Origin of the sequence: Nocardiopsis sp. RV163, assembly GCF_001029525.1 — a bacterium.
Classification (GTDB): Bacteria; Actinomycetota; Actinomycetes; order Streptosporangiales; family Streptosporangiaceae; genus Nocardiopsis; species Nocardiopsis dassonvillei.
Window position 1 is genome coordinate 40,044 of sequence record NZ_LEKI01000022.1, and the last position, 12,591, is coordinate 52,634.

The 12,591-nt window shown below is 71.7% G+C and carries 10 protein-coding genes and 3 pseudogenes; 8 read left to right on the plus strand and 5 right to left on the minus strand.

The genetic code is table 11. The features are described from left to right. Positions 1 to 289 precede the first annotated feature (289 nt). Positions 290 to 559: pseudogene (locus ABD54_RS06710) on the plus strand (Uma2 family endonuclease); the annotation flags it as partial. Between the two features lie 78 nt (positions 560 to 637). Here the strand turns inward: ABD54_RS06710 and ABD54_RS06715 are convergent. The 3 genes from ABD54_RS06715 to ABD54_RS06725 all read right to left on the minus strand — a co-directional run bounded on the left by ABD54_RS06715 (position 638) and on the right by ABD54_RS06725 (position 4,323). Continuing rightward, entirely contained in the window at positions 638 to 2,410 is a 1,773-nt protein-coding gene (locus ABD54_RS06715; protein WP_047868537.1) for a biotin carboxylase N-terminal domain-containing protein, read from the minus strand. A gap of 81 nt (positions 2,411 to 2,491) precedes the next feature. Next, the gene (locus tag ABD54_RS06720; RefSeq protein ID WP_047868536.1) at positions 2,492 to 2,716 is read right to left on the minus strand and encodes an acyl-CoA carboxylase subunit epsilon; all 225 of its coding nucleotides are present in this window, start codon (positions 2,714 to 2,716) and stop codon (positions 2,492 to 2,494) included. Further along, positions 2,713 to 4,323 carry an acyl-CoA carboxylase subunit beta gene (locus ABD54_RS06725; RefSeq protein ID WP_047868535.1) on the minus strand — a complete coding sequence of 537 codons (1,611 nt, stop codon included), beginning with the start codon at positions 4,321 to 4,323 and terminating at the stop codon, positions 2,713 to 2,715. Before ABD54_RS06725 ends, ABD54_RS06720 begins: the two co-directional genes overlap by 4 nt. Before the next feature lie 312 nt (positions 4,324 to 4,635). Between ABD54_RS06725 and ABD54_RS06730 the strand changes: the two genes are divergently transcribed. Beyond that, positions 4,636 to 7,281 carry a phosphoenolpyruvate carboxylase gene (locus tag ABD54_RS06730; RefSeq protein WP_268778175.1) on the plus strand — a complete coding sequence of 882 codons (2,646 nt, stop codon included), beginning with the start codon at positions 4,636 to 4,638 and terminating at the stop codon, positions 7,279 to 7,281. A 167-nt stretch (positions 7,282 to 7,448) separates the two neighbouring features. Here ABD54_RS06730 and ABD54_RS28885 read toward each other — a convergent pair. Both ABD54_RS28885 and ABD54_RS29345 read right to left on the minus strand, forming a co-directional pair. Continuing rightward, positions 7,449 to 7,703: pseudogene (locus ABD54_RS28885) on the minus strand (Uma2 family endonuclease); the annotation flags it as partial. A 72-nt stretch (positions 7,704 to 7,775) separates the two neighbouring features. Then, entirely contained in the window at positions 7,776 to 7,901 is a 126-nt protein-coding gene (locus tag ABD54_RS29345; RefSeq protein ID WP_268778174.1) for a hypothetical protein, read from the minus strand. Positions 7,902 to 8,084: 183 nt separating this feature from the next. Between ABD54_RS29345 and ABD54_RS06740 the strand changes: the two genes are divergently transcribed. From ABD54_RS06740 to ABD54_RS28890, 6 genes and pseudogenes are all read left to right on the plus strand, one after another. Continuing rightward, a complete protein-coding gene (locus ABD54_RS06740) occupies positions 8,085 to 8,945 on the plus strand; it encodes a biotin--[acetyl-CoA-carboxylase] ligase (RefSeq protein ID WP_047868533.1) in 861 nt (286 codons plus the stop codon). Between the two features lie 298 nt (positions 8,946 to 9,243). Beyond that, the gene (locus tag ABD54_RS06745) at positions 9,244 to 10,227 is read left to right on the plus strand and encodes an adenylate/guanylate cyclase domain-containing protein (RefSeq protein WP_047868532.1); all 984 of its coding nucleotides are present in this window, start codon (positions 9,244 to 9,246) and stop codon (positions 10,225 to 10,227) included. A 102-nt stretch (positions 10,228 to 10,329) separates the two neighbouring features. Next, entirely contained in the window at positions 10,330 to 10,965 is a 636-nt protein-coding gene (locus ABD54_RS06750; protein WP_047868531.1) for an MBL fold metallo-hydrolase, read from the plus strand. A 168-nt stretch (positions 10,966 to 11,133) separates the two neighbouring features. Beyond that, a complete protein-coding gene (locus tag ABD54_RS06755; RefSeq protein ID WP_047868530.1) occupies positions 11,134 to 11,466 on the plus strand; it encodes a hypothetical protein in 333 nt (110 codons plus the stop codon). Between the two features lie 205 nt (positions 11,467 to 11,671). Then, the gene (locus tag ABD54_RS27065; RefSeq protein ID WP_082166712.1) at positions 11,672 to 11,845 is read left to right on the plus strand and encodes a DUF397 domain-containing protein; all 174 of its coding nucleotides are present in this window, start codon (positions 11,672 to 11,674) and stop codon (positions 11,843 to 11,845) included. A 339-nt stretch (positions 11,846 to 12,184) separates the two neighbouring features. Beyond that, positions 12,185 to 12,591: pseudogene (locus ABD54_RS28890) on the plus strand (hypothetical protein); the annotation flags it as partial.

The window sequence follows — 12,591 nt, forward strand, 5'->3', positions numbered from 1 at the left end:
ACCTAGCGACACGCCTGACAACCGCGGCGGCACAGGTCGATGTGCCACCGTCGCGTCAGTCCCCAGATGTTCGTCACAGACAAGGACAATAACGTTCGTTCCTTATCTATTCCATACGGGGGCGTCGACAACTTCCTGTCCCTGGCGCCACATCGTCCACTCCACGGGCACTGCGGCGCGTTCCGCCCGGCTCGGATGCGTCGAGGATCACTCCGGGGCGGGGCCGGGTGGGACCATCTGTGGAAACACCGTTACGGGGTGACAGTGACGGCTACCGTGGGCGACGAGAACGATCGCAGTGGAGCTCGCGGTCGAGGTGGTCCCTCCCGGGTCGGAGATCCTGGACCGCGAACGCAGACCCCAGCTCCACGCCAGGGCGGGTATCCCGAACCACTGGCGGATCGAGCGGGAGGGAGACGACGCGGTGCTCTACTCGTACGAGAGGGATCTGGGCAGTCCGAGTGGTGGCTACCGCCAGCCGACCGTGCACCGTGGCGAGCTCGCGCTCTCCCAACCGTTCGACATCGAGCTCGACCTGACCGACATCCTGAACCGCTGACCGCGTGCGGGGGGAGGCACCGGCCGCCGGTGCCTCCCCCCGCGCCTGCGCGCGGCTCACCCGCGCGTGGGGCGGACGCTAGGCGTCCTTGATCTCGCAGACCACCGCGCCGTTGCCCACGGCCTCGCCCGCGGCGATCCTCAGGCCCGTCACCGTCCCGGCCTTGTGCGCGTTGAGCGGCTGCTCCATCTTCATGGCCTCGATGACGACCACGGTGTCGCCCTCGGCGACCCGCTGGCCCTCCTCGGCCACCAGCTTGACCACGGTGCCCTGCATCGGCGAGACCAGCGAGTCGCCGCCCGCCGCCGCGGTGTTCCCGCCGCCCCCGCGCGCGGTCCGCTTCCTACGGTGCTGACCGCCCGCCGCCGGGGCGGCGGCGGGCGAGGCGCCCAGGCCCGCGGGCAGGACGACCTCCACGCGCTTGCCGCCCACCTCGACGGTGACCCTCTCGCGCTCGGCCCCGACCGGCTCGCCCGGGGTGCCCGACCACGGCTCCAGACGATTGTCGAACTCGGTCTCGATCCACCGGGTGTGGACCCCGAACGGCTGCTCGGGGTCGGCCGGGGCGAAGGCCGGGTCGTCCACCACGGCCTGGTGGAAGGTGATCACCGTGGGCATCCCGCCGACCGTGAACTCGGCCAGGGCCCGCCGCGAGCGCTGGAGGGCCTCGGCGCGGGTGCGGCCGGTCACCACGAGCTTGGCGACCATCGAGTCGAAGGCCTGGGGCACCGTGAACCCGGTCTCGCAGCCGGTGTCCACGCGCACGCCCGGGCCGCCGGGCAGGTTCAGCTCGGTGATGGTGCCCGGCGCGGGCATGAAGCCCCGCCCGGGGTCCTCGGCGTTGATGCGGAACTCGAAGGAGTGCCCGCGCACCTCGGGATCGCCGTAGCCCAGCTCCTCGCCGTCGGCGATGCGGAACATCTCCCGGACCAGGTCGATGCCGGTGACCTCCTCGGTCACGGGGTGCTCGACCTGCAGGCGGGTGTTGACCTCCAGGAAGGAGATGGTGCCGTCCACGCCCACCAGGAACTCGCAGGTGCCCGCGCCGGTGTACCCGGCCTCGGCGAGGATGGCCTTGGAGGAGGCGTGCAGCCGCTCCATCTGCTCCGCGGACAGGAACGGCGCGGGCGCCTCCTCCACCAGCTTCTGGTGGCGGCGCTGGAGCGAGCAGTCGCGGGTGGAGACGACCACGACGTTGCCGTGGGTGTCGGCCAGGCACTGGGTCTCCACGTGCCGTGGCCGGTCCAGGTAGCGCTCCACGAAGCACTCGCCCCGGCCGAAGGCGGTGACCGCCTCGCGCACCGCGGACTCGTAGGCGTCGGCGACCTCGTCCAGGGTGTGGGCGACCTTGAGGCCGCGCCCGCCGCCGCCGAAGGCGGCTTTGATCGCGATGGGCAGGCCGTGCTCCTCGGCGAAGGCGACGACCTCCTCGGCCGACTCCACGGGGTCGGCGGTGCCCGCCACCAGCGGGGCGCCGACCTTCTGGGCGATGTGGCGGGCCTGGACCTTGTCGCCCAGGGCGGTGATCGCCTCGGGTGGCGGGCCGATCCAGGTCAGGTCCGCGTCGATGACGGCCCGGGCGAAGTCGGCGTTCTCGGCCAGGAACCCGTAGCCGGGGTGGACGGCGTCCGCCCCGGATGCCTGGGCCACCGCCAGGAGCTTGGCGATGTCCAGGTAGGAGTCGGCCGGGGTGGCCCCGCCCAGGGAGTGGGCCTCGTCGGCGACCTTGACGTGCAGGGCGTCCAGGTCGGGCTCGGCGTAGACGGCGACGCTGGCCAGTCCGGCGTCGCGGCAGGCGCGGGCGATGCGCACGGCGATCTCGCCGCGGTTGGCGATCAGTACTTTACGCACGGTGGGAAGTCCTTCTGCTCGACGCGGGGCGGACAGCGCGCCGACCGCTCCATGGTGAGTCTGCGGGTGGGGGTGGCGGGGTCATCGCGTGCTCAGCCGCCAGGCGCCGGGGCCCTGGCGGGGCGGTGCGCCGCGTATGAGGCGCGAGCGGTCCCGCCAGCCGGACGGGCGTTCGGCGGCGGGCTCCTCGGCGGCCCGGGCGGCCCGGGCTCGGGCGCTGAGCACGGCGGTCAGGGCCGCGAGTTCCTCGGCGGTGGGCTCGCCCCGGACCACGGCCAGGTGCGGCGGGTTCTTCGGCGCGCTCACAGCGGGATGTTCCCGTGCTTCTTGGGCGGCAGCTGCTTGCGCTTGTTGCGCAGGGCCTTGAGGGACTTGGCGATCCGGACGCGGGTCTCTGAGGGCATGATGACCCCGTCCACGTACCCCCGCTCCGCGGCGGAGTAGGGGTTGAGGAGGGTGTCCTCGTACTCGCCGACCAGCCGGGTGCGCTCGGCCTCGACGTCGTCGGCGGCGGCCAGGGCGCGCCGGTGCAGGATGTTCACCGCGCCCTGGGCGCCCATGACCGCGATCTGCGCCGTGGGCCAGGCCAGGTTGACGTCGGCGCCCAGGTGCTTGGAGCCCATGACGTCGTAGGCGCCGCCGAAGGCCTTGCGCGTGATGACGGTGATCAGGGGCACCGTGGCCTCGGCGTAGGCGTACAGCAGCTTGGCGCCGCGGCGGATGATGCCGTCCCACTCCTGGTCGGTGCCGGGCAGGAACCCGGGCACGTCCACGAAGGTCAGCACCGGCACGTTGAAGGCGTCGCAGGTGCGCACGAAGCGCGCGGCCTTCTCGGAGGCGTCGATGTCCAGGCAGCCCGCCAGGCTCATGGGCTGGTTGGCGACGATGCCGACGGACTGGCCGTCCACGCGGCCGAAGCCCACCGCCATGTTCGTGGCGAACTGGGCGTGGACCTCCAGGAAGTCGCCGTCGTCCAGGACGGCCTCGACCACCGTGCGCATGTCGTAGGGCTGGTTGGCCGAGTCCGGGATGAACGAGTCCAGGGCCAGGTCGGTCTCGGTGGTCTCGTCGCCCGGGGCCTCCTCGGGAGGCAGCGGCGGCGCCTCCTCCAGGTTGTTGTCGGGCAGGTGCGAGAGCAGCGTCCTGACGTACTCGATCGCGTCCTGCTCGTCGGCGCCCATGTAGTGCGCCACACCCGACCTGGTGTTGTGGGTGCGGGCGCCGCCCAGCTCCTCCATGGAGACGTCCTCGCCGGTCACCGTCTTGATGACGTCGGGGCCCGTGATGAACATCTGCGACGTCTCGTCGACCATCACGACGAAGTCGGTGAGGGCGGGGGAGTAGACGTGGCCGCCCGCGGCGGCGCCCATGATCAGGGAGATCTGCGGGATGACGCCCGAGGCGTGGGTGTTGCGCCGGAAGATCTCGGCGTACAGGCCGAGCGCGACCACGCCCTCCTGGATGCGCGCGCCGCCGCCCTCGTTGATGCCCACGACGGGGCACCCGTTGGTGAGGGCGTGGTCGAGGACCTTGACGATCTTCTCGCCGTAGACCTCGCCCAGCGATCCGCCGAAGACGGTGACGTCCTGGCTGAACACCGCCACGGGACGTCCGTCGACCGTTCCGTGGCCGGTGACGACGCCGTCACCGTAGGGGCGGTTGCTCTCCAGGCCGAAGCTGGTGGAGCGGTGTCGGGCCAAGGCGTCGAACTCCACGAACGAGCCGGGATCGAGCAGTGCGTCGATCCGCTCGCGGGCGGTCATCTTGCCTTTGGCGTGCTGTTTCTCAACGGCTCGGGCAGACCCTGCGTGTACGGCCTCGTACCGGCGTCGTTGCAGGTCGGCGAGCTTTCCCGCGGTCGTGTGGATGTCGATCTCGTTCGCGGACAGCGGTTCAGGGGCTTCGGTGGCCATAACTACGCAGGTTAACCGCGAGGGGTCGTCACACGGGAACCCAGCCCTGGTTACCGGTGAGTAGCTAAGCGGGGGCACCGTCCTCGACCAGCCCAGTCGTCGGGGTCCGCGTCCGGAGCGTGCACGGAGCGCACGCGAGGCGGACGGAACGTGCACGCCGGGTCCGCGGCGCGGAGCGCGGTATCGCCGAAAACGCGTGAGGAAATGTGCTCTCCTTTCTTGTCAGCAACAATGCTTAACGTCCGGGTAAAACATCGAAAATGCGCCCCCGCGCACCTGGTGGCGGGTGCGATCTCTGTAGGGTCGTTGACCATGACAGCGGTAAGCGCGGAACGCGACAGTGCACGACAGGAAGTTCCCGAGCAGCTCAGGAATGACGTCAAACTGCTCGGCGAGATGCTCGGAACGGTCCTCGCCGAAAGCGGCGGCGAGGATCTGCTCGCCGATGTCGAGAAGCTCAGGAGAGCGGTGATCGGCGCCCGCGACGGGTCGGTCACAGGGGAGGAGATCACCGCGATCGTCGCCGCCTGGCCGCTGGAGCGCGCCAAGCAGGTGGCGCGCGCCTTCACCGTCTACTTCCACCTGGCCAACCTGGCCGAGGAACACCAGCGGATGCGGGCCCTGCGCGAGCGCGACGACGCAGCCAACCCGCCCCGCGAGTCCCTCGCGGCGGCCGTCCGCGCCATTCGCGAGGGCGACGGCGGTGAGGAACGCCTCAACGAGCTGATCGCGGGCATGGAGTTCCACCCCGTGGTCACCGCCCACCCGACCGAGGCGCGCCGCCGCGCCGTGTCCACCTCCATCCTGCGCGTCAGCGCCCAACTGGAGGCCTGGCACGCCTCCCACGAGGGCAGCAGCGCCGCCGCCGAGGCGCACCGGCGCCTGCTGGAGGAGATCGACCTGCTCTGGCGCACCTCCCAGCTGCGCTATACCAGGCTCAACCCGCTCGACGAGGTGCGCACCGCCCTCGCCGCGTTCGACGAGACCATCTTCTCCGTCATCCCGCAGGTCTACCGGAGCCTGGACGCCGCCATCGACCCCGAGGGCACCGGCGTGCGCCCGCCCCGCGCCACGCCCTTCGTGCGCTACGGAAGCTGGATCGGCGGTGACCGCGACGGCAACCCCTACGTCACCTCCGACATCACCCGCGAGGCCGTGCTCATCCAGTCCGAGCACGTTCTGCGCGGCCTGGAGGCCTCCTGCACCAAGGTGGCCCGCACCCTCACCGCCTACTCCAACCTCACCCCCGCCAGCCCGGCGCTGCTGGACGCGCTCGCCTCGGCCAAGGCGGGACAGCCCGAGCTGACGGCGGAGATCGGGGCGCGCTCGCCCAACGAACCCCACCGCCAGCTCCTGCTGCTGGCCGCCGCCCGGCTGCGCGCCACTCGCGAGCGCGACGCCGACCTGGCCTACCCCGACGCCGACGCCTTCCTGGCCGACCTGCGCACCGTGCAGGAGTCCCTGGCCGAGGCGGGCGCGGTCCGCCAGGCCTACGGCGAGCTCCAGCACCTGGTCTGGCAGGCCCAGACCTTCGGCTTCCACCTCGCCGAACTGGAGATCCGCCAGCACAGCGAGGTGCACGCCGCGGCGCTCGCCGAACTGCGCGAGGGCAAGGAGCTGTCCGAGCGCACCGAGGAGGTCCTCGCCACGATCCGGGTGATCGCCTGGATCCAGGAGCGCTTCGGGGTGGAGGCCTGCCGCCGCTACGTCGTCAGCTTCACCCGCTCCGCCGAGGACATCGCGGCCGTGTACGAGCTGGCCGCCCACGCGCTGCCCGCAGGACGCGTGCCGGTCCTGGACGTCGTCCCGCTGTTCGAGACCGGCGCCGACCTGGACGCCTCGCCGCACGTGCTAGCCGGCATGCTCGAACTGCCCCAGGTCAACAGGCGCCTGGACGAGACCGGCCGCAGGATTGAGGTCATGCTCGGCTACAGCGACTCCGCCAAGGACGTCGGGCCGGTCAGCGCCACCCTGCGCCTCTACGACGCCCAGGCCCGTCTGGCCGCGTGGGCGGCCGAGCACGACGTGCGCCTGACCCTGTTCCACGGCCGCGGCGGCTCGCTCGGCCGCGGCGGGGGTCCGGCCAGCCGCGCCCTGCTCGCCCAGGCGCCCGGCTCGGTCGGCGGACGGTTCAAGGTCACCGAGCAGGGCGAGGTCATCTTCGCCCGCTACGGGCAGTCCGCGATCGCCCGCCGCCACATCGAGCAGGTCGGCCACGCGGTGCTGATGGCCTCCACCGACGCCGTCCAGGAGCGTGAGCGCTCCGCCGAGCGCGAGTACCGCGCCCACGCAGACACCATCGCCCGCGCCGCCCAGGAGGCCTACCTGGAGCTGATCAACACCGAGGACTTCGCGGTGTGGTTCTCCCAGGTCACCCCCCTGGAGCAGCTTGGCGAGCTGCGGCTGGGCTCGCGCCCCTCGCGGCGCGGCGCGGCGCGAGGGCTCGGCGACCTGCGCGCCATCCCGTGGGTGTTCTCCTGGACCCAGACCCGGGTCAACCTCCCGGGCTGGTTCGGCCTGGGTACGGGCCTGGCCGCCGTGGAGGACCTGAGCGTGCTCCAGGCCGCCTACCGCGAGTGGCCCATGTTCTCGTCCCTGCTGGACAACGCGGAGATGAGCCTGGCCAAGACCGACCGCACCATCGCCGAGCGCTACCTGGCGCTGGGCGGGCGGCCGGAGCTGACCGAGCTGGTGCTGGCCGAGTACGACCGCACCCGCGACTTGGTGCTCAAGGTGACCGGGCACAGCCGCCTGCTGGAGAACCGGGCGGTGCTCTCCCGCGCGGTGGACCTGCGCAACCCGTACGTGGACGCGCTCTCCCACCTCCAGCTTCGCGCGTTGGAGGCGCTGCGGGGCGAGGAGGCCGACTCCCTGTCGGAGGAGGACCAGCAGCACCTGGAGCGGCTGCTGCTGCTCTCGGTCAACGGCGTGGCCGCCGGGCTCCAGAACACCGGCTGACCACCGGTCGGCCCGCACGCGCGAGGGCGCCCCGCACCCGGGAGGGGGTCGCGGGGCGCCCTCGCGCGCCCGAGCCCGTTACTCGGGGAAGGCGCTGGTGTCGATGGTGGGGTCGAACGGCTCGGGGGGATCTCCTTGCCGAAGGGGACCTTCGTGGAGTTGGTGTACCTGCCGTTCCCCGGATCGGAGCAGAGGGTGACCTCGCCCCCGCCGGTCTGCGGGTCCCCGCGGTCCACCAGCAGGTACAGGGGGATTCCGGCGTGGGCGTAGCCCCAGAGCTTGGGCTTGCGGTCCTTGCCCGCAGTGCTCTTCGACGTCACCTCGACCACCAGCAGGGCGTCGGACATCATGCTGTCGGGGTCGTACTCCATGGACGAGCAGGGCAGGACCACGAGGCCGGGGATGTAGACGCCGGTCCTCATGGGGACGCGCACATCAAGGGTCTGCTGGAGGCTCGCGTCCGCGAGGTCGCTTCCATCCCGCAGGAACCCGCGCTACATCTCCCTTCGGATCAGGGAGACGACGGGGGCGTGTTCGCGTGTTGGGGGTGCCACGAGAAAGAGCCCGCCCTCGGCCCGCCACCCGTCGGGCAGGTCCAACTCCTTCCAGGTGCGCAACATGAGCTCCCAGTGAGACGGTGTTCCGGGAGCCGTCTCAGTTTCCGCGGTACTCATCTGTCGCGTCACCCCCAGTAGCTGAACGCAGCAACGCACGACCGTCCAAGCGCTGGTTTCAGCTCAACGGGCTGCCCTTCGCCGCACAGGGGTTTCCGGACAGGGGTGCGGCGCTGCTGTAATGGGGGCATGGCCAGCGCACACGATCCCTTCCCGCGACCCCCGCTCGACGCGGCGGCCCTCGACGCCGCCCTCGTCCGTCCGGGCGGTGTGTGGCACCGGATCGAGGTGCTCCCCGAGGCCGCGTCCACCAACACCGAGCTGACCGCGCGCGCCGTGGCGGGCGCCCCGCACGGCAGCGTGCTGGTCACCGAGCACCAGACCGCCGGGCGCGGGCGCCTGGGCCGCGGCTTCTCCACCCCGCCCCGCGCCGCACTCACCTTCTCCCTCCTGGTCCGGCCCGAGGTGCCCGTCACCGGCCTGGGCTGGCTCCCCGCGCTCATGGGCGCGGCCGCGGTCGGCGCCGTGCACCGGGTGACGGGGGTCAAGGCCGCGCTCAAGTGGCCCAACGACGTCATCGTCCCCGCGCACCTGCGCTCGGAGCCCGCGACGGCCGACGGCAAGCTCGCGGGCATCCTCTCCGAGGCCGACTTCTCCTCCGGCCGGGCCGGCGTGGTCGTGGGGATGGGCCTCAACGTCTCCCAGGAACGCGCCGAACTCCCCGTGGACACCGCCGTCTCCCTGCGCGGGGAGGGGTCGGACGCCCTGGACCGGGGCGTCCTGCTCGCCGCCGTCCTGGGTGAGTTCGAGGAGCTGTACACGGCGTGGACCGCCGCCGGAGGCGACGCCGAGGCCAGCGGGCTGGCCGCCGCCTACCGGGACGCGTGCGTCACCGTCGGGCGCCGCGTGCGGGTCCACCTGCCCGGGGACCGGGTGCTGGAGGGCGCCGCCACCGGCGTGGACGCCGACGCCCGGCTGCTGGTTCGCGGACCCGGCGGGGAACGGGCCCTGAGCGCGGGCGACGTCGTCCACGTGCGCCCCGGCTCGTGATCCCGGCCGTGCGGCCCTCCGCCGCCGACCGGGTCCCGACCGCCGACCGGTTCTCCTCCGCCGCCGCCGCGCCGCCGCCCGCAGGGGACTCCGGGCACTCCCGCTGCCACCCCCGCGTGTGCGATCATCACCGTGCGCGGCCGTCGCGCCGACCGCGGGCCGAGCGGGCCCGTCGGCAGGCACCCTGTCAGGGGACGAACCGCGGGCGTAAGCTGGAGTGGAACCCCGTGCCGCCTGCCGGCCGGTGCCGAAGTGACTGTTCCCCGCCCCGGCGGGGATGGCCCGTGAAAGAGAACGTATGCCGTCGCGTCCCGACCCGAAAGCGATCGAGTCCGCCCTGCTCGGCGGTGAAGCGGTCTACACCAGGGAGCAGGCGATCGAGCTCGCCGGCGCCGACAACGAGCTGGCCGGGCGCATCTGGCGCGCCCTGGGCTTTCCCAACCAGGGCGACGACACCGTCACCTTCGCCGAGAGCGACGTCGAGTCGCTGCGCATCGCCAACTCCCTGGTCCAGGAGGGCGTCCTGGACGAGGAGGGCGTGGTCCGCTTCGCCCGCGCGATGGGCCAGACCATGGCCCGCCTGGCCGACTGGCAGACCAGCATACTGAGCACCCTCATCTACCAGGAGGGCGAGGACTCCGTCAGCCCGCTGATGAACCGGGTCAAGGAGCTGCTGCCGGACGTGGAGCGGCTCCTGTTGCACATCTGGCGCAGACAGCTCGCCGCCTCCTCGGCCCGCACCCTCGCGGTGATGTCGGACAACGACGCCGTGCCCAACTACTACCCGCTGGTCGTCGGGTTCGCGGACCTGGTCTCCTTCACCACGCTGAGCCGCGAACTCGACGAGGTCGAGCTGGCCGGGGTGGTCGAGGGCTTCGAGGCCACCGCCGCCGACATCGTCGCCTCCGGCGGCGGCCGCGTGGTCAAGACCCTGGGCGACGAGATCCTCTACGTCGCGGACTCCCCGGCCGAGGCCGCCGACATCGCGCTGCGCCTGGCCTCGGGCGTCAAGACCCACGTGGAGGTGCCCGACGTCCGGGTCGGCCTGGCCGCCGGGCCGGTGCTGACCCTGCACGGCGACGTGTTCGGCACGACCGTCAACCGCTCCAGCCGCCTGACCTCCTTCGCCAGACCCGGCACCGTCCTCATCGACGAGAGCCTCGCCGAGAGCCTCGCCGACGAGGAGGGACTCCAGGTGGTGCGGGTGCGCGCCCGGCACGCGCACGGGCTCGGCCTCATCCAGCCCTACGCCCTGCGCCGCAACTTCGAGCCCGCGGGCTGAGAACCCCGCGTTCCCCTACGCACGATCACCGTGTGCGCCGCGACCCGACGGGATAGGCTCGAAGGCGTCGCACCAGTCCGTGAGAGGTCAGGTGGTGAGCCGGTGACCGCCCCTTCCCCCGTCCAGCGTCTGCGCACCTCGGGTGTCTTCAGCCTCGAGGGCAGCGGTTTCGACGTCGAGAACAACGTCTGGATCGTCGGAGACGACGAAAGCGCCATCGTCATCGACGCCGCCCACGACCACGAGGCGATCGCCCGGGGTCTGGGCGACCGCGAACTCATGGCCATCGTGGCCACCCACGGGCACAACGACCACGTCAACGCGGCCGCCGCGCTGGCCGACCTGGCCTACTGCCCGATCCTGCTGCACCCCGGCGACGCCGAACTGTGGTACCGCGTGCACCCGCACCGGGAGCCGGACGCCCTGCTCCTGCACGGCGAGGCGCTGGTGGTCGGGGGAGTGGAGCTGGAGGTGCTGCACACCCCGGGCCACACGCCGGGCGGGGTGTGCCTGTACGCGCCCGCGCTCGGGGCGGTCTTCACCGGCGACACCCTCTTCCCGGGCGGCCCCGGCGCCACCGGGCAGCCGTTCTCGGACTTCCCCACGATCATCGCCTCGATCCGCGAGCACCTCGCGGTCCTGCCGCCGGACACGGTCGTCCACCCCGGCCACGGGGAGTCCACCACCGTGGCCGAGGCAGCCGAGCACCTCGACGCCTGGGCGTCCCGGGGGTTCTGAGCCGGGTACCGGTAGGCACCGACCGGCGCCGGGCGGGCGGCTCCGTCGGAGCTGTCAGGGGCCCGCTCCGGCGTCCGCCGCGCCCCGGCCGTCCGGGACAGCAGGGCCGATCAGCCCCTTCCGAACCGGTCCTCTACGCTCGGATCGCACATCCTGGATCGGAGCACCATGCACCCCACCCGTCTCGCCCCCGCGGCTCTCCTCGTCGCCCTGGCCGCCACCGCGTGCGGCCCCGAGCCCACTGCCGAGAGCGAGAAGCCGACGGCCGCGGCCACGTGCCAGGAGCACGTCGAGCGTTCGTGGGAGTCCCTGGTCGGCGCGGAGTTCGACACCTCCTCCGACATCACCGTGACCAGCTCCGAAAACCCGTGGGAGTACGAGGTCGTCGCCAGCGCCGACACGGAGAACGACTCAGGCGGGGTGGAGCGAGCCGAGTACACGTGCTTCGCCGTCAACAACTCCGGTGACTGGGTGGTGGTGGATATGCGGCCCGTCGCGTAGGAGCCGGACACGGCGCGGGCCCGTTCCGGCTGGACGGCTCCGACCTTCGGCCGCACTCCGGCGAACTGGTCATCACGAGCGACAGCCCAGACGGTAACGTCATCCACCCGGCCCACACGCATGAGCGGTTGCACGCACTCATCACGGGGGCCCTGGCGGTGGCGCTTCCTGCCAGACACTCACTCGAAGCGTTGAAGGACCTCGCATGAACGGCTGGCACAAGAGTAGCTACAGTCCCAACGGATCGAACTGTGCCGAGGCGCGGGAGCACGCGGCGGGCGTGGACGTGCGCGGCACCCAGAACCGTGAGCCGGGGCGACTGGAGTTCGCCGCCAGCGAGTGGACCGCGCTCGTGGACTCCCTCAAGCACCACGGCTAGCGACCACCCGACCAAGGGCAGTACCTCCACGGGAGGCGCTGCCCTTCTTCATGCCCGCCATCGCACTCTCAAATAATTCCAATTCGGGCTAACAGGATAAATTTGGCGGAGGGTGAAAATCCACCTGTCCTTTTCCGGTGTGTGCTCTGATCTGGGGTTATGTCCGACCGGGTGGTTTTTTCGGGCCGGGTTCGAAGAAAATTTCGCCATCACGCTTCGTGTGCCCTAATCTTCTACCCGAACACACAACTCCATACGCGGAAAGACCCCGCGACGGTTTCCCACCGCCCGGGGTCGTGGCCAGCAACTTCGTCCCTTTAACCCAAGGAATTTGCCAGCATGCGCCAGTTTAGCGCTGCGCTTCTCAGCCGTGCCCTCGGCCCGCTGATCGCGTTCTTCTCCTCCCCGTGCGGACGCCACTCCACCGTTGTCGGCCGCCGACGACGCTCCACCCGCGTCCGCCGCTACGTTCCTCCACTGCCCGCCGCTCCCGTGCGGGCCGGTCGGAACCGGGTCCCCGCACGTCGCGCGGCTCCCGCACATCCCGCGTCTCCCCGGCCTCGCGAGGCGACCGCGCGCACCAGGGTTCCCGCGCCGCGACTCACGCCGCCCAGCGAACAGATCGACGCTGGGGAAGTAGCCCTCGTACGCCCCTACTTCACCGCCCACGAAAGCCTCCGCGCCGCCGAGTCCAGGGTGCCCGCACCCCGCGAGCCCCGGCCCGAGACCCCCGCGCCCGGCAGCCC